The sequence below is a fragment of the Corynebacterium sp. KPL2850 genome (assembly GCF_040225855.1).
In the GTDB taxonomy this organism is placed as follows: domain Bacteria; phylum Actinomycetota; class Actinomycetes; order Mycobacteriales; family Mycobacteriaceae; genus Corynebacterium.
Window position 1 is genome coordinate 1 of sequence record NZ_JBEHFV010000035.1, and the last position, 20,197, is coordinate 20,197.

The following is a 20,197-nucleotide window of genomic DNA, read 5'->3' on the forward strand; positions in this document are numbered from 1 at the left end:
AGGGAGGCGTCATAGGCGCTAAAGCCGTCGCGGGAGGCGCTAAGATCGGCGGCGCTAGGAACATCAACGTGCGGATTGGAGGACCCTGCCACGGCGTGGTGGTGATCGTGCCCGCCGGTGCTCGGCGCGGAGTCGCCCACGTTGACGTCAAAGGTCATGCCCTGCAGGCGGTGGCCGGCGATGGTGCAGTAGCCTTCGATGCTGGATTCGATGACGCCGGCATCGAGCTGCACGGTATCGCCGGGATCGACGCGGCCGGTTTCTGCATCGCCAATCTTCAGATCGTGGACTTGGTCCCCGGTATTGGTGAAGTTGACCACCAAGTGGGTGCCGGGATCCACATCAACGTGGTTGGGGACGAAGGCCATGCCATCGACTTCTACGTCAATGGTGTGGGTTTCGCCTTCGGCGACAGAGCCCGCCGGCTGGGAGTCCTTAGAGGTGGCATTGACTAGGGCGAGCGCGATTACCGCGGCCAACGCGATACCGATGAGCAGCCACGAAGCCCACTGGGAGTTGCCGGACTCCGGCGGCTTATCCTGTGGCTGTGATGAAGAAACACTAAGCATTTAATTCTCCAGATTCTGTTGTTGGTAAACGGCGCGGCCCACGGCAAGCACGTTTAATGCTAAGCCTATCCCCATGAGGATAAGCCCAGCAGGCAGGGCGTTGACTAGGCTCAGCAAGGCGCCGAGGTTGATGAGGACGAGTCGAGCAAAACCGGTGCGGTCCGCGGTAGCCCGGCCGTGATGCACCCTGGCCGGACCGCCTCCCACCAGGGTGGGCAAGAGGTGGTGCAAGACACCGGTGACCAGTTGTAATACTCCGCCGCCGATGAAGGCCGGGACCAAAAACAGCGTGATGGCGCGCGGGTAGGCACCAAGCGCTGCGGAAACGGCATCGCCGGCGCACAGGGCCAGCATCCAGAGCAACCCGGCGATGACGGATACAGATGCTGTGGTGAGCTCGGGGTTGCGCCCCAGCACGGTGGCCAGTACCGGTTGGATGATCATGATGGCGGCTAGAACGACGAGCAGCTGGGCGATGCCCGCCGCGCGCGTCCACCCCACCGCGCCGCAAACCATGGTCAGTGCCAGCCCGGCGCAGTAGACAATGAGCCCGCGCGTGCACCGCGCCCGCGCGATAGGCGAAATAGCGGTATTAGACAAAGTGGGAAGCAGCGTCACAATGGTGCCCACAATGGTCAGCCACGCGAACCCCCAGACCATGCCGCGCGAGTGGGCGGCCACGAGGAAGGAATAGTTGCCCACGCCATTGCCGCTTAAAATCACGAGGATTACAGAGGCGATCATGAAGATGGAGGCGGCTGCATAAAACGGCACCGTCACCGCAAACGATCCAGAAAGCGATCCGCGCAAACGCGTGTAGATAAAAACGAGCTGCCAGGCTAAGGCGGCGATGATGAGGAGGGAGGCGGCATCGGCAAGCAGGCCCCAGTCATACCCCGTGCGATCGATAATGAGCAGGATAAGGCCCACCTGGATGAGCGCCACGCGCGCGCCTACTCCCCGGTATCCGTTATTGGCGGTGCGGGTAAGAGCCTCGGTGAAGTGGGTGGAAAATACGATGATGGCGGTGGTCAGCGCGCCGATGGTCAGCGGGTGGATGAGATCCCACCACACCACGGGCGCGCCCAGGTGGCCCGCCACGTTGATGCCGATGCCGATGAGTACCCACGCGCCGATAAGCGCAGCGGTCAGGATGTGCCAGCGGCTGCGGGCGGCCAGGGAGATGTCATTAATGTGCACGGCGGGCCTCCTTCACCGTCAAAGTAATGCCGCAGGCGAGGAAAACCAAGACGGCGGCGAGGGTCGTCAGCCCACCTACCTGGTAGGCGACGGTGTGGCGGGCGACATCGGCAAGCATGCGCAGCGCCAGCCCGCCGTGCAAGACCGCCACGGGAAGGAAAAGCACCGGGTGGTAGGGCAAGTGGCGGCGGATGACGGAGGTAATGATGATGGGGGCATGCGCGAAAATCATGGACATGACAAAGCCCAAAAAGATGGCGTGTACAGAGGCGTCGTAGGCAAAGCCGGAGCTTTCGCCATAGAGCAGCCAGAAATAGCCGCCGAGGGCCAACCAAAAATACCCGGCGAGCATGCACGCGGCGGAATAGCGTGGCAGCCCGCGCGAGCGCACTAGGTTCTTCGCCACATCCACGCGCACGGTAGAAACCGCAACGCCGATAAGCGCCACGCCCATCGCGCGATAGCCCACTGCCGGGGAGAGGATATAGACCACGCTCAGCGCCGCCAACCCCAAAACCCACAGCGTAATCCGCTTTTCCGCCTGCGTGCCAGCCATGGTGATGCGGGCAAGCTCCATGCGCTCGCCGATGATCGTCGCTACCACGTAGAGCACGCACAGCGGCATCGCGGTAGAAAACGCCGGTTCCATGGCCCACAGCAGGGCCGCCGCTACCCCGCCGATGACGCCGGTGGCCTGCACGAGGATGGACAGGGCGGGCTGGCGCCGGTGGATGGTGGCATAGATAAATCCGAGCACTATGAAGCCTGCTGCGAAGCACAAAGCCGGGACCTGCCGCGGTAAGCCCGCCATGATGCCCACGAACCCGGCGACGTGGAAGATGGGTCCTACCCAGGCCCACCGCGTGCGCACGGCGACGGCGCGCTCCAGCCCGATGGCGCCGCCAACAAAACCAAAGACCATCAAGGGGCCATGATCGGCAGCTAGAGACGCTGCCGGCGAGAACCCCACGCCGAGCAGGGATGCCCCCGCGGCGAGCCCAACAAGCAAGGACAGCCCCGCGCAGGCAAGGAAGAAGAATCGGTGCGCGAGCCTATTATTTATCACGGTTTTAATCGTACTAATATTGGTGGCAAGGTAAAACCTCACCCCACCTCCGAAAGGATGACGCTTCCCATGGAACTTCCCATCACTGATACCTCCCAGCAGAACTCCATTCCCACCCTCAACGCCTCCGAAATCCCCCACGCCGTGCGCCACGGCGCCATCCACGGCGCTTTGGGCACCCTGAACGTGGGCCAAGCCATGATCCTCATCGCCCCGCACAACCCACTCCCTCTACTCAAGGAAGTGGAAGAGCGCGCGGAGGAATTCGAGCTGTCTTACCTCAAGGAAGAAGAAAACGACTATCACATCAAGTTCACGCGAATTTCGTAGTGTATTCCCGTGCAAATCGATAGGCTAAATGGTGATAACTCTATCTCTCGTACATAGTTGTCTATATAACACGGAGCATTCACTATGAATAAGAAATTTGCCGCAGCCGCCGTTGCTGCGACCGGCTTGGCGCTCTCCGCCTGCTCTCCCGATACCTCCACCACCTCCGATGCAGAGCAGACCAGCCTGAACCTCTTGGCTGCATCGTCCACCCGCGTCATCAATGACGAACTAGAAAAGCGCGCTTCCGAGCTCGACACCCCGGTTGACCTCGAGTTCCAAAATGGCGGCTCTTCTGACTTGGTCAATAAGCTCAGCGAGGGCGCTCCTGCGGACCTGCTGCTTACCGCGTCCAAAAAGACCATGGACAAGGCAATCAATGACGGAACTGTGAAGGACCCGAAGGTGCTTGCCACCAACGTCATGGTGATGGTCGTACCGAAGGGCAACCCGGGCAATATCCACTCCATCGAGGATCTGCAGAACGAAGACCGCTTCGTCATCTGTGACCCGCAGGTTCCCTGCGGCGATATCTCTTCCCAGATCATCGAAGAAAACGACCTGGACGTAAAGCCCGCCTCCCAGGAGCAGCAGGTCGCTGACGTTTTGGGCAAAGTCGTCTCCGGTGAGGCCAATGCCGGCTGGGTCTACTCCACCGACGCCGCGGCCGCTGGCGATGATGTAGAGGTCATCGAGATCCCGGATGCTGATAAGTTTGCCAACCAGATCCTGGGCGCAGTCTCCGCCGAGGCTGAGCACCCAGAAGAGGCACAAAAGGTCCTCGACCTGTTGGCCGATGACTTTGATAAGACCTGGGAAGAGTACGGCTTTAACCCAGCAGATTAATCAATGACCCCTCCCCAGCCCATTCGTCTTCAGTCTCCCCTCGTTATCGGCCTTATCGGCCTCATCGCGGTCGTTGTTATCCTCGTTCCCGTAGCCTCGCTGGGTCTGCGCGTACCGTGGGACCGCATCGGCGAATACCTCGCCAAACCGGAGATTTGGGACATGCTCAAGCTGTCCTTCACCGCGGCATTCCAATCAATGCTGCTGGCGATGGTACTGGGGACCGGTCTTGCCTTATGGGTCCAACAGCTTGGCCGGGGCAGCGGCGTTATCCGCCTATTCATCTATTTGCCCCTGGCCATGCCACCCGTGGTGGGCGGTTTGGCGCTGACCGCCGCCATTGGCCGCCGGGGCTATTTGTCCCCGCTTCTAGACGCCATCGACTTCCATTTTGCTTTTGCTTTCCCGGGCGTCATCGCCGCGCAGTGCTTCGTCGCCTTGCCCTTCGTCGTGGTGGCGGTCGATTCCGCCCTGCGCCAATTGGATCAGGAGATTTTGGCCTCTGCCGCCAGCATAGGCCTTTCCCGCTGGGAGGTACTGCGCAAAATCACCATCCCCTCCATCGCCCCCGCCCTTGCTACCGGCGCCGGCCTTGCCTTTGCCCGGTCCCTCGGCGAGTTCGGCACCACGCTGACCTTCGCGGGCTCCCAGCCGGGCGTGACCCGCACGATGCCGCTCGGCATTTATTTGGAGCGCGAGGTCGATACCGATGGCGCCTACGTGCTCTCCGTCATCCTCATCGCGATGGCGATTGTCTGCCTCGCCCTCGCCGGGCTGCCCTCGCTCCTCCAGCGTTCCTATCAGGCGCAGGCCCGCGAGCTGCACAGCATGGACTACGAGAAACTCCGCGCCCTGACCGCCCCGGATAATGCCCCTGCCCTATCCGTCACGGCGGATGGGGAGACGACTGAATTTACTCCGCGCGCGATCACCACCATCGTCGGTTCCAATGGATCGGGTAAAACCACGCTGATGAGCCGCATCGCCGGGCGTCTGACCGGCGCGGAGATTAGCGCCAACCAGGATGACATCGTCCTGCTGACCCAGCGCCCCGGCCTGCCGCCGCAGGCTACCGCCAACCAAGCCATCGCGATGGTCACCCGCGATAAGCAGCGCGCCACGCAGTTGCTGGAGGCTGCGGGCTTGCGTGAGCTTAACGATGTCCCCGTGCCAGCCCTTTCCGGCGGCCAAGCCGCCCAAGTCGCCTTCGTCCGCGCGCTCGCCGCGCGGCCCGCCATCCTGATTCTAGATGAGCCCTTGGCGGCCATCGACGTGGAATCCGCCAGCAAGTGGCGCCGCTTCCTGCGCGCCACCCGCCGCGACCGGACCACGCTGCTGGTGACCCATAATGCGCTGGATATTGCTGGGCTTGCCGATGACATGGTGGTCATGAATTCCGGCAACGTCATCGCCCACGGCTCGGCTGCGGATTTACTCGATGTCCCGCCCACCGGCTTCGTGGCTTCCATCGCCGGGCTCAACCGCGTAGAAGGTACCGTCAAAGCCGCCACCGCTACCGAGACCATCGTCTCTTGCGGGAGCACAACCATCACCGGTGACGCGAGCGATCTCCGCGCCGGCGATAAGGTAGTGGTCACGTTTAAGCCAAGCGACGTGCACCTTACCTCTGAAGCCTCTACCGGGGTCAATCACTGGTCTACCAAGGTCATCGCGGTGGAAGCGGCCAGCATGGCGGGTGCCCGGCTGAGCCTGGATATGGGTGGACACACCATTACCGTGCCGGTCAGTAGGCAGACGGCTTTAGGCATTGATACAGGAAATACCGTATCCTATAGCGTGGCTAAAGATAAGATTTCTGTTAATCAAGCCCCTCATCAGCACCCAGAGATACGAAGTTAATCGCATGCCCAATTCGCTCCCACGCCCCAGCTCCGACCTTTTCCCAGAAGCGCTCAAGCTATCTCCTAAGCAGCGCGAGGTGCTCACGCAGCTGCAGCATTATTCGCGAGGAGCCCGTGCAGCGGAGGTAGCAAAAGATTTAGGCATGCACGTCAATACCGCGCGCGGGCACATCGATGAGCTCATTCAGGTTGGCGCCATCACCGCCGTTCCAGAACGCAGCTCTGGGCGCGGGCGCCCTTCCCTGGTGTACCAGGCCCGCGTGCCGGATAACCGTGCCATCGCAGAGGAATACGTCAGCCTCATTAGCGTGCTGACCTCCATGCTCGCGGGCAAGGAAGAGCTCGACGATTTCTCTTCCCCACAGGCCCGGGAATTGGGGCGGCAGTGGGCGCGCGCTACGGGGGCAGATCTCCAGTGCGGCGCGCTCGATACCCTCTTTGCCACCCTGCGCGATATGGGGTTTGATCCTTCGCAGGGCGCGGATTCATCCGAGATCGAGTTGAACGCCTGCCCATTCGTCTCCTCCGGAACCACCCCGAGCCCCTTTGTCTGCGCCATACACGCTGGCTTTTTACAAGAAGCCAGCGGTACGGACGCGGATATAGCCTTAACCCCGATGCAGCGCCCCGAAGTATGCCAGATCGAGATTAAGCCTGTGTAACTTCCACGCGGACCGGTCCCGCGACCTTGAGATCGAAGACGCGCAGGCCCTGCTCGCGGGCATCATCAAGTATGCTCTCGTCGATGTCCTCCGTGTGCAGCACCATCACCGTCGGCCCCGCCCCGGAAAGATAGGCGGCGTATCCGCGATTGCGCAGGCGGTTCACCCACTCCGCGGTCACCGGCAGCACGCCGGCGCGATACGGCTGGTGCAAACGGTCGCGGGTGCCTTCCCACAAAAGTTCCGGGTAGTTCTGCAACGCGGCTACCTGGACGGCGGTGCGGGAGACGTTAAAGGCGGCATCGGAATGCGTCACGTGCGAAGGCAGCGCGCGACGCACCGCCTGGGTGGAGGCGTGGGAATCCGGCACCAGCGCGGTCGCCCGAATATCGGGGTGCACGTTGATGGTGGCGGCCTTGTATTCCGGCAGGGAGCGGCCATCGACAGGAACCGTCGTCCACGAGACCACAGCACTGCCCAGTACCGAGGCCGCGGCATTATCCGGGTGGCCCTCAAACGCCGAAGACAATTGCACGAGCTGATCTTGGGTGAGTGGGTTGCCCGCCAAGGCATTGCCGGCTGCCACGCCGGCGACCGCCGTAGACGCCGAAGAACCCAGGCCGCGCGATTGGGGAATCGTATTATGCGAAACCACGCGCAACCCCGGCACCGTGGCTTCGGCGGCAGATAGCGCGGAGCGGATGGCCTTGACCATAAGGTGCGATCCATCGCGCGGGAGGTCTTCTGCCCCCTCACCAAAAATCTCCACCTCGAGGCCGGAGGGAATGACCTCCACCTCGGCGGTATCATACATGCTCAATGACATGCCCAGGGTGTCATATCCCGGCCCCAGGTTCGCCGTGGAGGCAGGAACGGTGACTATCGCTTTGGTGCCGACTTCAACTTCGATGCTCATGGTGACTAATATATCGAACCGGTTTAGCTGCCCAAGCGGATGACCGAATGAACGGCCTTGACCTCATCGAGCTCGCCCAAGGCGGAGACGATGTTTTCCAGGGTCGCTTCCTTGGCGGCGTGGGTGACCACGATAAGGCGCGCGGTGTCCTCGCCGTCCTCTTGGCGCACGGTGCGCAGGGATACCCCATGCTGTGCGAAAAGCGCGGAGATGACCTCCAAAACGCCAGCGCGATCTTGGACTTCCATATCGATGTGGAAGCGGGTATCGACCTCGCCGAAGTCCGCAATCGGCAAGTTGGCGTAGGTATTCTCGCCAGGCGCGCGACCGCCGTGGACGATATTGCGGGCGGCACCGACGACATCGCCAAGCACGGCCGAAGCGGTGGGGTTGCCGCCGGCACCATTGCCGTAGAACATGAGCGAGCCGGCTGCCTCAGCCTCGACAAAGATGGCGTTGTAGGACTCGCTGACGGTAGCCAGCGGGTGCTCCTTGGCCACCAGGGTCGGGTGCACGCGCGCATTGACCACTTCGGATCCATCCTCGCGGCGCAGGCGCTCACAAATGGCCAGCAGCTTGATGGAATAGCCGGCATCGTTTGCCGCGGCAATATCGTCTGCCGTGATATCGGTAATTCCCTCGCAGTGCACGTCCTCGAACTTCACGCGGGTGTGGAAGCCGATGGAGGCCATGATGGCGGCCTTGGACGCCGCGTCGTGGCCCTCCACGTCCGCGGTGGGATCCGCCTCGGCATAGCCCAAGCGGGTGGCTTCCGCCAAGGCCTCGTCATAGGTGGCTCCGGTGGATTCCATGGCATCCAAGATGTAGTTGGTCGTGCCGTTGACGATGCCGGAGATGCGCTCAATCTGGTCGCCCGCCAGGGAGCGGCGCAGCATACCCACGACGGGGATGGCTGCGGCCACGGCGGCTTCAAAGTACAGGTCAACGCCGGAGCGTTCCGCGGCCTCGGCCAATTCATCAGCGTGCGCGGCAACGAGCGCCTTATTCGCCGTCACCACGGACTTGCCGGAATTAAGCGCGGTCAAAACCAACTCGCGCGGGAAATCGATCCCGCCGATGACCTCCACCACCAAGTCGATATCATCGCGGGAGATCAGTGCCTTGGCATCATCGGTCAGCAACTCGTTGGGCACGCCTGGGCGCAGCTTGTTTTTATTCTGGATGGCGATGCCACGGATCTCTGCTGGCCCACCGATGCGATGAGCAAAGGCATCCGCATTTTCATCTAAGAGGCGGAAAACTTCCGCGCCCACGGTGCCGAATCCAAGCAGCGCGATGCCAACGGTTTCGCCTTCACCCTTGCCGGTACGCGAATGTAGCTGTAGCTCACTGTTTGAAGCATCCATAGTCCGTCTCCATGTCGATTAAGTGGTGGAAAATGTCTCCCGCTTTAAGCGGCTACAGGACACTATACAGAACGAGCTGTCTATATTGCGACATGCGGGGGATAATATTCGTTCAGCTACAGAAAACCCCCGCCGCACGGGCCGATTGCGGCCCCTGCGTTACGGGGGTAGAACTGGCTTAATCCACTTCCAAGGACAAGAGATCCTCGATGGTTTCGCGCCGCAGCATGGGCTTGGTATTTCCCACGCGCGTTGCAACCACAGCTGGGCGCACCGCGCCGTTGTACCGCGACGACATCATGTACTGATACCCACCGGTCGCCGCGAAGGCGAGCAGGTCTCCCGGCTGGATATCATTGGGCAATTCGCCTTCCTCCAGCAGGATATCGCCGGATTCGCAGTGGAAGCCCACGATGCGCGAGGGCACCATCTCGCCGTCGCTAAAGCGGTTAACCAGGCGCACATCGTATTCGGAACCGTAGAGGGCGGGGCGGATATTATCGGACATTCCCCCATCAATGGAGATATACCGGCGCACCGGCAAATCGGCCTTGCCGGTTTCCACATCCTTAACCGTACCCACGCGGTAGACGGTCACGGCAGACCCCGCCACCAAGGAGCGCCCCGGCTCCACGAGGAGGAACGGCGCCTTAATGTCGAGTTCTTCCGCGGTTTGGTCCACTGCCCGCAGCATGTCCTGGGCCACGCGGTCAATATTCAGGGCTTCCTCATAGGGCATATACGGAATACCAAAGCCGCCGCCCAAGTCCAGCTCGGCTAGGTCAACGCCCAGCTCGGTGTGGATTTGGCGGTAGAGCTCCAGCACGCGCTCTGCGGCGAGTTTGAAACCCTCGGCATTGAAGACCTGGGAGCCCACGTGGCAATGCAGGCCGCCCAAGCGGAGGTTATTCACCTCAAGGCAGCGCTTAGCGGCGGCGAAGGCCGCGCCCGTGGCCAGGGAAATACCGAATTTCTGGTCCTCGTGCGAGGTGGCCACGAACTCGTGGGTATGCGCGTCCACACCCGGCTTGACGCGAATCATTACCGGCTGCACCACGCCTGCCTCGCCGGCGATGCGGTTGAGCTCTTCGAGCTCCTGTTCATTATCGATGACCACGTGGCCCACGCCCGCGTCCACGCACAGGCGCAAGTATTCCTCGTCCTTATTATTGCCGTGCGCCGTAATGCGCGCGACCGGGAACTCTGCGGCGAGCGCGATCTTTAGCTCATTGAGCGCGGCAGCATCGAGACACAGGCCTTCTTCGTTGACCCACTGCACCACCTTTTTGGAAATGAACGCCTTGGAGGCATAGTGCACGTGATCCGGCCCGCCGAAGGCACGCGCCATGTCCTGGCAGCGCGAGCGGAAGTCATCTTCATCGAAGACGTACAGCGGGGTCTGGAATTCCTCTGCCAAATCCGGCAAGGGCACTTCCGCTACGGTAACTACGCCGTCTTCCTGGCGGCTCGCATTCCGCGGCCACACGTGGGCGGGAAGCTCATTGAAATCAGCCATTTACATCTTCTCCGGTGCGCTCACGCCAACTATAGTCAAGGCATTGGACAGGACGACGCGGGATGCTTCCGCCAATGCGAGGCGTGCGCTGTGAATGGGCTGCTGTTCCTCCCCTGCCTTGGGCAAAACCTGGCAGGTGTCATAGAAACGGTGGAATACGCCAGCCAACTCTTCGGCATAGCGCGCCACGCGGTGCGGCTCGCGCAGTTCCGCGGCATCTGCCACTACGGCAGGGAACTCACCCAAAGTGCGGATAAGGTCGCCCTCGCGCTCATGCTCCAGCAGCGACAGGTCCGCGGCTTCGGAGCTAACCCCCAGCTCCGCTGCCTTGCGTCCAATCGAGCACAACCGGGCGTGACCGTATTGCACGTAGTAGACCGGATTATCCGAGGACTGCGACTCCCACAGGCCCAGGTCGATATCGATGGACTGGTCCACGGAAGAGCGCACCAGCGAATAACGCGATGCATCGACACCAATGGCGGCGACCAAATCCTCGATGGTGATTACGGTGCCCGCGCGCTTAGACATGCGCACCGGCTTGCCGTCGCGCAACAGGTTGACCATCTGGCCAATGAGCACCTCGACGCCATCGGCGTCATAGCCCAAGGCAGCTGCCGCCGCCTTCAAGCGCGGGACGTAACCGTGGTGGTCAGCGCCCAACATGTAGATATTAAGATCGTGACCGCGGTCGAATTTATCGGCCACGTAGGCGATATCGCCGGCGATGTACGCCGCATTGCCGTCCGATTTCACCACGACGCGATCCTTAGAATCGCCATAGTCGGTAGATTTCAGCCACCACGCGTTATCCGCCTCATAAAGGTGGCCTTCAGACTTCAGGGTCTCAAGGGCCTTATCTACCGCCCCAGACTCAAACAGCGAATTTTCGTGGAAGTAGACATCAAAATCCACGCCAAATTCATGCAGGGACTGCTTGATCTGGGCAAACATCATCTCTACGCCATCGGCGCGGAAGGCCTCCTGCACCTGCGCAGCATCGCCCTCGAGCGCGTTGGGGTTCTTTTCCACAACCGCGTTTGCGATGTCGCGAATATAATCTCCGCCGTAGCCGTCCTCCGGCGTGGGCTCGCCTTTAGCTGCGGCAACAAGGGAGCGCGAGAAGCGATCGATCTGGCCGCCGTGATCATTGAAGTAGTACTCGCGGGTGACTTCTGCACCGGAAGCCGTGAGTACCCTGCCTAGCGAATCGCCGACGGCGGCCCACCGCGTCCCGCCCAGGTGAATCGGGCCCGTGGGGTTGGCAGACACAAATTCCAGGTTAATCTTCTTGCCTGCAAAGGAGTCATTCGAACCGTAGTCCGCGCCTGCCTGCAGAATCTGGGCGACAATCTCACCCTGGGCAGCGGCGGCTAAGCGGATATTAATAAATCCAGGCCCGGCAATATCGGCTTCCGCAATGGCATCGTGCTGGGCTAATTTTTGCGCTAACCAGCCACCAAATTCGCGCGGATTCGCGCCGGCTTTCTTGGCCACCTGCAGTGCAAGGTTGGTGGCGTAGTCACCGTGTTCTGGGTTGCGGGGGCGCTCTACCGTGACAGATTCCGGCAATACGGACGCGTCTAGGTCATGTTCTGCCATGACCTCGGTGGCGGATTCTTTAACTAAGGTGGCCAAATCAGCTGGAGTCATGTGGCAAGAGTCTAGTTCACTGCCCCGACACGTGCGAAAAGAAGCACTGGCTAACATTTCCGCGGGCGGAGATCGCTCATTTAATAGACCTCTTAGGCAAACCTATATTGCGATATATATTACAAAATATATGCTGGTAGAACGTGATTCACACTACATTCCACGCAGTGAATGTGTAGTGTTAATGACACCTCCATGACTTAAAAACTAATAAGGAGCACCGTATGCGCATTGCGCTTTTTTCTACTTGCATTGGTGACACCCTTTTCCCGGACGTCCAAAAGGCGACGGCATTGGTTCTCTCCCGGTTAGGTCACGAAGTTGTCCTTCCGGAGGAGCAAACCTGCTGCGGCCAGATGCACATCAACACCGGCTACCAAAAGGAAACTCTGGGGATGATCCGCTCTTATGCGGATGCCTTCGCAGATCCTTCCATTGACTACGTCGTGGCCGCCTCCGGTTCCTGCGTTGCAGCAGTTCGCGACCGCCACGAAAGCATTGCCGACCGCTTCGGCACTTCCGCCGATGTCGATGGCGCGCAAAAGACCGCACAGAAGACCTACGATCTCACGGAATTTTTGGTCGATATTGAAGGCGTGACCAATGTCGGCGCTTTCTTCCCACACCGGGTGACCTACCACTCTGCCTGCCACGGCCTACGCTTCCTCAAGTTGGAAGACCGCCCCTACAAGCTTTTGCAAGAAGTCGAGGGCATCGACTTGGCACCGCTAGCCAATAGCGAAGAGTGCTGCGGCTTCGGCGGCACGTTCGCCCTGAAGAATGCAGAGGTGTCCCAGGCAATGGTCTCCGATAAAACCTGCCACATTAAGGACACCAAAGCCGAGTACGTTACCGCTGGTGACTCGTCGTGTCTGATGAATATCGGCGGCGCGCTTCACCGCCAGCGCTCCGGCATTCGCGCCCTACACATGGCTGAGATTTTGGCTTCCACCAAGGAACACCCGTGGCAGCCAGACTCCGCCGCATACTCCAAGGAGACGATGCTCTAATGACCTCTTTCCTCGACACCACCCCACCGCGCGCCCCTGAAGGCTACGGCAACCTGCGTGGCAGCAAGGCCTTTGTCCCGCTCGCGCACGTCGGACTGAATAACGCTACCCAGCGCCACAACCTGCAGCACGCGACCACCACCATCCGCGAAAAGCGCGCCAACACCGTGCAGGAAGTGGATGACTGGGAGCTGCTCCGCAACGCCGGTTCTGCCCTCAAAGAGGACGTCACCGCCCGCATGCCGGAATTGCTCGAACAATTTGAAAAGGCAGTATCTGACCGCGGCGGCATCGTCCACTGGGCCCGCGACGCCAAGGAGGCCAACGAGATCATTGAAGGTCTCATCCGCGAAACGGGTGAAACCGACGTGGTCAAGGTTAAGTCCATGGCTACCCAGGAAATCGGCTTGAATGAGCACCTCGAAGAGGCCGGAATCCACGCCCAGGAAACCGACTTGGCAGAGCTCATCGTCCAGCTTGGTGACGATATGCCATCGCACATTCTGGTGCCCGCAATTCACCGCAACCGCGCGGAAATTCGCGATATCTTCGTCGATAAGATGCCCAATACCGATGACTCGCTGAAGGCTGAGCCCGCCGAGTTGGCCGAGGCATCCCGCCAGTTCCTGCGCCAGCAGTTCATGAAGGCCAAGGTCGCCATTTCCGGCGCCAACTTCGGTGTGGCAGAAACCGGCACGGTTAACGTAGTGGAATCTGAGGGCAATGGCCGCATGTGCGTGACGTTGCCGGAAACGCTAATTACCGTCATGGGCATCGAAAAGCTCGTGCCTACATTCCAGGACCTGGAAGTCTTCCTGCAGCTGCTGCCTCGTTCCTCCACCGCGGAGCGCATGAACCCGTATACCTCCATGTGGTCCGGTGTGACAGAGGGCGATGGCCCGCAGAACTTCCACATCGTCTTGCTGGATAATGGGCGCACCGCAGCGCTGTCTTCGCCCGTTGGGCACCAGGCGCTGAAGTGCATCCGTTGCTCGGCCTGCCTCAATGTCTGCCCCGTGTACGAGCGCGCCGGCGGACACGCCTACGGCTCCGTGTACCCGGGCCCCATCGGTATCTCGCTGACCCCGCAGCTCACCGGCATGAAGGACCACAACGATCCATCGGCTAGCCTGCCGTACGCCTGCTCGCTGTGCGGGCGCTGCGACGATGTATGCCCAGTCAAGATTCCGCTTTCTGATGTCATCTTGGAAAACCGCCATCAGAAGGTCACCCACGCTGCCTCCCCGATTGAGCCGAAGCTCTTCAAGACGGTGCAGCTGCTCTGGGACAACCCGAAGATGTGGGATAAGGTCACCCACCTCGTGGCGCTTGGCCGCGTAATGGGCGGATTCAACGGCACCATCGAGTCGCTGCCGCTATTTATGTCCGGTTGGTCCGATGGCCGCGATACCGCGATTCCGCCGAAGAAATCCTTCCGCCAATGGTTCGACTCCGAAGAAGGCAAAGAGTTGCTGTCCAATGCCCGTAAGGAGGCCTCCAAGTGAGCGCAAAACAAGACATCCTAAACCGCATTCGTTCGGCACAGAAGCAGGCTGGGCTCCCAGATCACGTCGATGTGCCCCGCGAATACCAGCGCGAAGGCACACTGAATGATGATGAGCTGCGCGAGATGCTGGTCGATCGCCTCGAGGATTACAAGGCGGAAGTCCACGTCACGGAGGAAAGCGATCTCAAAAAGACGCTGGATTCCATCGTCAGCGATCGCAACTGTAAGGACATCCGCTACGCCCCAGGCATGAATGCCGATCTTTTTGATGGCCTTTCGGCCCGCCCGGACGACGAGGACGCGGATCCGCGCGAGCTTGACGATGCCGACGCCGTCGTCACCGAATCCCTCGTGTCCTCCGCACAGACCGGCACCATCGTGCTGCAGTCCGATTCCCGCTGCGGCCGCCGCGCGCTGACGCTGGTACCGGACCGTCACATCTGCATCGTCCGCCGCGACGAGGTTGTCTACGGCATCCCCGAGGTCATCTCCCGGATGAACCCCGACAAGCCCGCAACGTGGATTTCTGGTCCTTCCGCGACCTCCGATATCGAGCTCTCGCGTGTCGAGGGCGTGCACGGCCCGCGCGATCTCATCGTGATTATTGTGAAGTAGCGAGGCTGGGGTGCCGAGTTAGGGCACCCGCCACGTGGAAATTCCTGCCACGAACCTGAAAGAAGCATAAGCTAACTCTGACAAACGTTATAGGAGTCGGAGCTTTAGCTTATGCTTTCTTTTTCTCGAAAAATTTCTACCGTAGTGTGCGCTAGCGCCCTCGCACTGGGCGTAGCAGCCCCCACCGCCGCCGCGGCGGATCCAGAAATCGCCTGGGAGGATTGCCCCACACAGGTCAATCTGGATGGCGCCGAGTGCGGCCGGATAGAGGTGCCTACCTACTACGATAACCCCGAGGCTGGCACCATTAGCGTCGGCTTTGTCCGTGTACCCGCGGCACAGCCAGACGCGCGCCGCGGCGCGCTCTTTACCAACCCAGGTGGCCCTGGTGGCGACGCTTATTCTTGGGCCGACAACGATGGCGTCGAATGGCCCGAAGAAATTCGCAACGAATGGGATCTGATTGGCGTCCAGCCGCGCGGGCTGCCCGGTTCCACGCCAGTGGACTGCGCTGCTACCCCGAACTTCAATCCCATCGAGGCCACTACGCAAATTGGCAAGGCCACCCGAGATGCCTGCGAGCAGAATACCCCTGGCTATACCAACTCTTTGACCACCGCCAATACCGCCCAAGACTGGGAGATGGTGCGCCAAGCGCTGGGTGAGGACGTCATCGATATCGCCGGCATATCCTACGGCACTTATCTTGGCTCCGCCTACGCCACCAAGTATCCGCAGCACACTGGCAAGGTGCTGCTCGATTCCGGCATGAGCCCGCAGCTGGCATGGAACGGCATCTTCACTTCGCAGCAACAAGGGTATGAAAATGCGCTGCACGATCTTTTCCAGTTCATTGCGGATAATGACGCCACCTACCACTTGGGCACTACTCCGCTCCAGGTCTATGAAAAGTGGTCGCAGAAAGTCGCCATGGAAGCCGGCGCCCGCCCCACGGTCTTGCCACCGGACGCGAAAATCGGTGACCTTCCCCCAGGGCTCGAGTTCGCCGGCCAACCGGGCGCGGATATCATGACCGCCACGGGTGAGCTGCGCGTGCAGGCAGAATTCCTCGCCGACAAGGCACTTAACCCACAGGCAGACCAGCGAGCATCGGTGACTTTGGGCAAGACCCGCGAGGTCGTTCCCATGCCTGCGCACTGGGATGACTTTGCCAAGCACTTAAACGGCAGTAAGCCATTCAATGTCGTCGACGATCCGGAGCTTGCCCGCGCGGTACAACAGCAAACTATCCAGATGATCAATATGCAAAACCTCATCGTCTGCAACGAGAACACCGTCGCCGGTAACCCGTGGCTCTTCCCTACCTACCTGTGGTCCAACTTTGTCACCGGCGATATTTTCTCCCTGGTTAATTCCATGTATGGATCTGGCGCCGGGTGTGGCGGCCGCGAACCCGTTACCGGCGGGGCGCCACTCGATGGCTCGCACCTTGCCACCAAGCCCCTGCAAATCCAAGGCACGGGCGACCCGCAGACCCCGTACCAGTACCACGAGGCACTCTCCCAGCCCATGCAATCGCGCGTCGTCACCGTCCACGGCCCCGGCCACGGGCACTTTGCGCTGGGTAATAAGGCTGTCGATGAGATTGGCGTGCACTATCTGCGCACCGGTGAGGTAACCACCGCTGACGCACCGGGCCTGATTTAGTTCCCGGGCGGGCGATGCGCTAGAATTACATCGTTGGGAATTTTCCCAGCGATGTCTCCGTAGCTCAGCGGATTAGAGCATCGGTTTCCGGTACCGAAGGTCGCAGGTTCGATCCCTGTCGGGGACACTTTTATAATCCCCCTCTTACCAGTAAAGATGCTGGTGGGAGGGGGTTTCTTAGTTTTTCGTTTCCAGTCGTTTCCAGTGGTTTCCAGCCGTTTCCAGTGGTTCTTGTCGTCAAAATGTCGTCAAATTGTCGTCACGTTTTCACCCCAAAATCCGCTGCTAAAACCACCCAAACCAGCACCTCCCCCAAGACATAAAAATGACTCCGAGCCGAAGAAACATCGACCCGGAGCCATCTCCCCCGAACGGCAGCTGCCACCTAAAATAATAGCACACTATACTAGAACTGGACAGCTAACAGCACACGAAAAATCTGGGGGAAGCAATGGCAGGACGCGGTCCCGCACCGAAGAATCCAAAATCACGTGCGAGAAGGAACCAACAAAACATCGAACAACGCGAAATCGTTGTCACCTTCGTACCGCAACCCAAACTCACCGACATCTACGGCCCCACCAACCCAGCCACAGACGAAGCCTGGACCAACCAAACCCTACGATTTTGGGACACCCTCGCAGAATTCCCGCCGCTGAAAACCCAAGGCCTACAGGAAACCCAGTGGCTCGATTTAGCGCGCACCATGATTCTCGACGACGCCTACAACCGCGGCGACACTAAACTAGGCCCAGAACGCCGCCTACAGCTCGCCCAATACGGCATCACTCCTGACAGCCTCGCCCGCCACCGCATCACCATGGCTACCGCAGACGAAGCTGAGGACAAGCGCCGCGCCTCCCGTGCCGCAGCCGACGTACGCGGCCGCTACCGCAGCCTGAAGGCGGTGGACTAACCCCATGCCTTTTAAACCCCGAGAGCCCGGGGAATTCCCCTCACTCGGCTGGGAATGCCTCGCCTGGATTGAAGAAAACCTCGCCCAACCAGACACGGCCGAATACCAGCCGCTTATCCTCACCCCTGACCAAGCAAACTTCCTCATCCACTACTACCGACTCGACCCAGAGACCGGGCAGCGCCTATACACACGTGGCATTTTCTCCCGACCTAAAGGCTCCGGTAAGTCACCCCTGATGGGCGCTATTGGTGCTCTCGAAGCACTAGGTCCGGTGTGCTTCGGCGGGTGGGATGCCGCCGGCCAGCCGGTCGGTGTGCCGTGGTCAGAGTTTGTTACTCCTCGCGTACAGTTCGCCGCCGTGAATGAGGACCAGTCAAAGAACGCGTATGGGCCGCTGTTGGAGATGCTGCGCGATGGGCCGGTCATCGATAACTACGACATTGACCCTATGGAGACGTTTATCGCGCTGCCCCGCGGCCGCATTGAGTTCATCACCTCTGGTGCTCTATCGAAGGAAGGTGGCCGGCCGGTGTGGGCGGCGCTGGACCAGACGGAGGCGTGGACGAAGTCTAATGGTGGCGTAGCGCTGGCGGATACTTTGCGTCGTAACCTTGGTAAGGTTGGTGGGCATTCGATTGAGACGCCGAATGCTTTTCGCCCTGGCTCGGGCTCGGTAGCGGAGAAGACGTTTCAGGCGGTGGAGTTAGAGAATCAGGGCCGGTTGAAGCGCAGCACGATTCTTGTAGACCACCGTGAAGCTCCGTCGGATACTGACTTAGCTGACCACGATTCGCTCTATCGCGGCCTGGTGCACGCCTATGGTGATTCTGCTCGGGACAATGGCGGCTGGGTGGATATTGAGCGCATCATTACCGAGATTTGGGACCCGTCGACCGACCCTTCTGACGCACGACAGTTCTACCTCAATCAAATCGTCTCCTCGTCCGATTCTTTCCTCTCCCACCTCGAGGTAGACGCCATTGAGGACAGGGATAAGGCTATCCAGCCAGGTGACAAGGTGGTGCTGGGGTTTGACGGTTCGAGGGGTCGTGTGCGTGGTAACGCGGATGCGACGGCGTTGATTGGCATGCGAGTGACAGATGGGCATTTGTTCGAGATTGCAGTGTGGCAGTCGAAGACGCCCCGCGACCCGGTCTGGGAACCGGACACACGCCAGGTTGATGCCGTCGTGCGTGACTGCTTTTCTCGCTACCGTGTCGTGGGTATGTACTGCGACCCGTCCGGCTGGACGGAGCATGTTTCCGCGTGGGAAGCAGAATTCGCCCCGAAGCTCAAAGTGCGGGCCACTTCGTCGCATCCGATGATGGCGTGGCCGAGGGGCAAAAGCGCTGCGGTCTACCAATCGCTAAGCGAGTTTAGGCAAGCGGTAGTCAACCGCGACATTACCTACGACGGTGGCCCATACCTGCGCGCACACTTGTTGAACGCGAAGCGCAGGGAAACACGTACTGGGTATTTGCTTTATAAGTCGTCGCCGGAGTCTGCTGATAAAATTGACGCAGCGTATGCAGCCGTCATGGCCTATAAGTGCTACTTGGATGCTGTCTCGCACGGGGTGACGAAAAAGAAGAAAAAGAGGGGGTCATTCATCTTATGATTCGGGGGCTAACACAGAATGAAGAAGACATTCTGGGGATTTTAACGTCAGAGGTCACAGGACACCGGCAAGGTAATAAGCGGCTGGCGTCGTACTATGACGGGACGCATCGTGTGCAGAGGATTGGGGTGGCTGTGCCGAATTCGTTGTCGGATATTGGCGTGGTCTCCGGATGGCCGGCAACTGTGGTGGATACCTACGGCGATTTGCTGCGCATGGATGGTTTTATCTCTCCGGATTATGGAGATGAGATGCGTGTGGTTACTCGTCGGTTTAATGTTCCGCTTCGCGTGTCGGAAGCTATCTTGGACATGCTGATTTTCGGGACCTGACCCCCAGATGGTGGACACCTTGAAACCAGCATCTCGCTGGGGAAGTGAGGTACCTTTCCACCATGCCACGCAAGACCTACACCGAGCAGTTCAAGCGCGACGCAGTCTCGTTGTACGAGTCGACCCCCGGAGCAACGCTCAACGCGATCGCCTCCGATCTCGGGGTCAACCGCAACTCCCTGCGCACCTGGCTCGACGCCTTCGGCACCGGCACCAAAACCAACGCCAACGGTGAAAAAGTCGCCAGCCCCATTGCCGCAGCCAACAGCGCACGCACGCCTGCTGAAGGACTCTCCGACGCCGAACGCATCCGCGTGCTGGAACGCGAAAACGCCAAGCTCCGGGAGGAACGAGAGATCCTCCGCAAGGCGGCCAAATATTTCGCGGAAGAGACGAACTGGTGAACCGCTTCCGGTTCGTTGATGACAACCGAGGCCTCTACGAGGTCAAGCGGTTATGTGAGGTTTTGAAGATCAACCGGTCCTCGTATTACAAATGGAAATCAGCTGCTCCTGCCCGCCGGCGACGCGTCCTCGACGCG

17 protein-coding genes, 1 tRNA gene and 2 pseudogenes are annotated in these 20,197 nt (G+C 60.2%); 13 read left to right on the forward strand and 7 right to left on the reverse strand.

Going from position 1 to position 20,197, the window contains the following annotated elements:
- The 3 genes and pseudogenes from ABRP93_RS10205 to ABRP93_RS10215 all read right to left on the reverse strand — a co-directional run.
- Positions 1-569: pseudogene (locus ABRP93_RS10205) on the reverse strand (multicopper oxidase domain-containing protein); the annotation flags it as partial.
- Positions 570-1,769, reverse strand: a complete 1,200-nt coding sequence (locus ABRP93_RS10210) for a beta-carotene 15,15'-monooxygenase (protein ID WP_349887858.1) — start codon at positions 1,767-1,769, stop codon at positions 570-572.
- On the reverse strand, positions 1,759-2,835 hold the full coding sequence (locus ABRP93_RS10215) for a DUF8744 domain-containing protein (protein WP_349887859.1): 1,077 nt from the start codon (positions 2,833-2,835) through the stop codon (positions 1,759-1,761). The genes ABRP93_RS10210 and ABRP93_RS10215 overlap by 11 nt, the downstream gene beginning before the upstream one ends.
- Before the next feature lie 69 nt (positions 2,836-2,904).
- On the opposite strand from ABRP93_RS10215, the gene ABRP93_RS10220 reads away from it, so the two are divergent.
- The 4 genes from ABRP93_RS10220 to ABRP93_RS10235 all read left to right on the forward strand — a co-directional run bounded on the left by ABRP93_RS10220 (position 2,905) and on the right by ABRP93_RS10235 (position 6,535).
- Positions 2,905-3,165, forward strand: coding sequence for a DUF2249 domain-containing protein (locus ABRP93_RS10220; protein WP_023026336.1), 261 nt, complete (start codon positions 2,905-2,907; stop codon positions 3,163-3,165).
- A gap of 84 nt (positions 3,166-3,249) precedes the next feature.
- Positions 3,250-4,011 carry a molybdate ABC transporter substrate-binding protein gene (modA, locus tag ABRP93_RS10225; protein ID WP_239267784.1) on the forward strand — a complete coding sequence of 254 codons (762 nt, stop codon included), beginning with the start codon at positions 3,250-3,252 and terminating at the stop codon, positions 4,009-4,011.
- A gap of 3 nt (positions 4,012-4,014) precedes the next feature.
- On the forward strand, positions 4,015-5,871 hold the full coding sequence (locus ABRP93_RS10230; protein ID WP_349887860.1) for an ATP-binding cassette domain-containing protein: 1,857 nt from the start codon (positions 4,015-4,017) through the stop codon (positions 5,869-5,871).
- 4 nt (positions 5,872-5,875) lie between these two features.
- The gene (locus ABRP93_RS10235) at positions 5,876-6,535 is read left to right on the forward strand and encodes a helix-turn-helix transcriptional regulator (protein WP_349887861.1); all 660 of its coding nucleotides are present in this window, start codon (positions 5,876-5,878) and stop codon (positions 6,533-6,535) included.
- Here ABRP93_RS10235 and thrB read toward each other — a convergent pair.
- The 4 genes from thrB to argS all read right to left on the reverse strand — a co-directional run bounded on the left by thrB (position 6,522) and on the right by argS (position 11,987).
- Complete coding sequence (gene thrB / locus ABRP93_RS10240; RefSeq protein ID WP_349887862.1) at positions 6,522-7,451, reverse strand: homoserine kinase; 930 nt, start codon at positions 7,449-7,451, stop codon at positions 6,522-6,524. The genes ABRP93_RS10235 and thrB overlap by 14 nt on opposite strands.
- A 23-nt stretch (positions 7,452-7,474) precedes the next feature.
- Positions 7,475-8,818, reverse strand: a complete 1,344-nt coding sequence (locus ABRP93_RS10245) for a homoserine dehydrogenase (protein ID WP_023026331.1) — start codon at positions 8,816-8,818, stop codon at positions 7,475-7,477.
- A gap of 178 nt (positions 8,819-8,996) precedes the next feature.
- Complete coding sequence (gene lysA, locus ABRP93_RS10250; protein ID WP_349887863.1) at positions 8,997-10,334, reverse strand: diaminopimelate decarboxylase; 1,338 nt, start codon at positions 10,332-10,334, stop codon at positions 8,997-8,999.
- Positions 10,335-11,987 carry an arginine--tRNA ligase gene (gene argS, locus ABRP93_RS10255; RefSeq protein WP_349887864.1) on the reverse strand — a complete coding sequence of 551 codons (1,653 nt, stop codon included), beginning with the start codon at positions 11,985-11,987 and terminating at the stop codon, positions 10,335-10,337.
- Positions 11,988-12,211: 224 nt separating this feature from the next.
- Between argS and ABRP93_RS10260 the strand changes: the two genes are divergently transcribed.
- From ABRP93_RS10260 to ABRP93_RS10300, 9 genes and pseudogenes are all read left to right on the forward strand, one after another.
- Positions 12,212-12,997 (forward strand): (Fe-S)-binding protein, encoded by a 786-nt coding sequence (locus tag ABRP93_RS10260; protein WP_349887865.1) that lies wholly within the window; start codon positions 12,212-12,214, stop codon positions 12,995-12,997.
- A complete protein-coding gene (locus tag ABRP93_RS10265) occupies positions 12,997-14,502 on the forward strand; it encodes a lactate utilization protein B (protein WP_023026327.1) in 1,506 nt (501 codons plus the stop codon). Before ABRP93_RS10260 ends, ABRP93_RS10265 begins: the two co-directional genes overlap by 1 nt.
- A complete protein-coding gene (locus ABRP93_RS10270) occupies positions 14,499-15,119 on the forward strand; it encodes a LutC/YkgG family protein (RefSeq protein WP_349887866.1) in 621 nt (206 codons plus the stop codon). Before ABRP93_RS10265 ends, ABRP93_RS10270 begins: the two co-directional genes overlap by 4 nt.
- 111 nt (positions 15,120-15,230) lie before the next feature.
- Positions 15,231-16,787 carry an alpha/beta fold hydrolase gene (locus ABRP93_RS10275; protein WP_349887867.1) on the forward strand — a complete coding sequence of 519 codons (1,557 nt, stop codon included), beginning with the start codon at positions 15,231-15,233 and terminating at the stop codon, positions 16,785-16,787.
- A gap of 53 nt (positions 16,788-16,840) precedes the next feature.
- Positions 16,841-16,914: transfer RNA gene (locus ABRP93_RS10280), tRNA-Arg, on the forward strand.
- A gap of 324 nt (positions 16,915-17,238) precedes the next feature.
- Entirely contained in the window at positions 17,239-17,703 is a 465-nt protein-coding gene (locus ABRP93_RS10285) for a phage terminase small subunit (RefSeq protein ID WP_239269773.1), read from the forward strand.
- Between the two features lie 4 nt (positions 17,704-17,707).
- Positions 17,708-19,324, forward strand: coding sequence for a terminase large subunit domain-containing protein (locus tag ABRP93_RS10290; protein ID WP_349887868.1), 1,617 nt, complete (start codon positions 17,708-17,710; stop codon positions 19,322-19,324).
- 134 nt (positions 19,325-19,458) lie between these two features.
- Positions 19,459-19,656 (forward strand): hypothetical protein, encoded by a 198-nt coding sequence (locus ABRP93_RS10295; RefSeq protein WP_349887869.1) that lies wholly within the window; start codon positions 19,459-19,461, stop codon positions 19,654-19,656.
- Positions 19,657-19,718: 62 nt separating this feature from the next.
- Positions 19,719-20,197 (forward strand): annotated as a pseudogene (locus ABRP93_RS10300) (transposase); the annotation flags it as partial.

Coding starts and splice junctions, on each gene's coding strand:
- ABRP93_RS10265 (WP_023026327.1), top strand. CDS start 12,997: ATGACCTCTTTCCTCGACACCACCCCACCGCGCGCCCCTGAAGGCTAC.
- argS (WP_349887864.1), bottom strand. CDS start 11,987: ATGACTCCAGCTGATTTGGCCACCTTAGTTAAAGAATCCGCCACCGAG.
- ABRP93_RS10230 (WP_349887860.1), top strand. CDS start 4,015: ATGACCCCTCCCCAGCCCATTCGTCTTCAGTCTCCCCTCGTTATCGGC.
- ABRP93_RS10285 (WP_239269773.1), top strand. CDS start 17,239: ATGGCAGGACGCGGTCCCGCACCGAAGAATCCAAAATCACGTGCGAGA.
- lysA (WP_349887863.1), bottom strand. CDS start 10,334: ATGGCTGATTTCAATGAGCTTCCCGCCCACGTGTGGCCGCGGAATGCG.
- ABRP93_RS10245 (WP_023026331.1), bottom strand. CDS start 8,818: ATGGATGCTTCAAACAGTGAGCTACAGCTACATTCGCGTACCGGCAAG.
- ABRP93_RS10275 (WP_349887867.1), top strand. CDS start 15,231: ATGCTTTCTTTTTCTCGAAAAATTTCTACCGTAGTGTGCGCTAGCGCC.
- modA (WP_239267784.1), top strand. CDS start 3,250: ATGAATAAGAAATTTGCCGCAGCCGCCGTTGCTGCGACCGGCTTGGCG.
- thrB (WP_349887862.1), bottom strand. CDS start 7,451: ATGAGCATCGAAGTTGAAGTCGGCACCAAAGCGATAGTCACCGTTCCT.
- ABRP93_RS10260 (WP_349887865.1), top strand. CDS start 12,212: ATGCGCATTGCGCTTTTTTCTACTTGCATTGGTGACACCCTTTTCCCG.
- ABRP93_RS10220 (WP_023026336.1), top strand. CDS start 2,905: ATGGAACTTCCCATCACTGATACCTCCCAGCAGAACTCCATTCCCACC.
- ABRP93_RS10290 (WP_349887868.1), top strand. CDS start 17,708: ATGCCTTTTAAACCCCGAGAGCCCGGGGAATTCCCCTCACTCGGCTGG.
- ABRP93_RS10235 (WP_349887861.1), top strand. CDS start 5,876: ATGCCCAATTCGCTCCCACGCCCCAGCTCCGACCTTTTCCCAGAAGCG.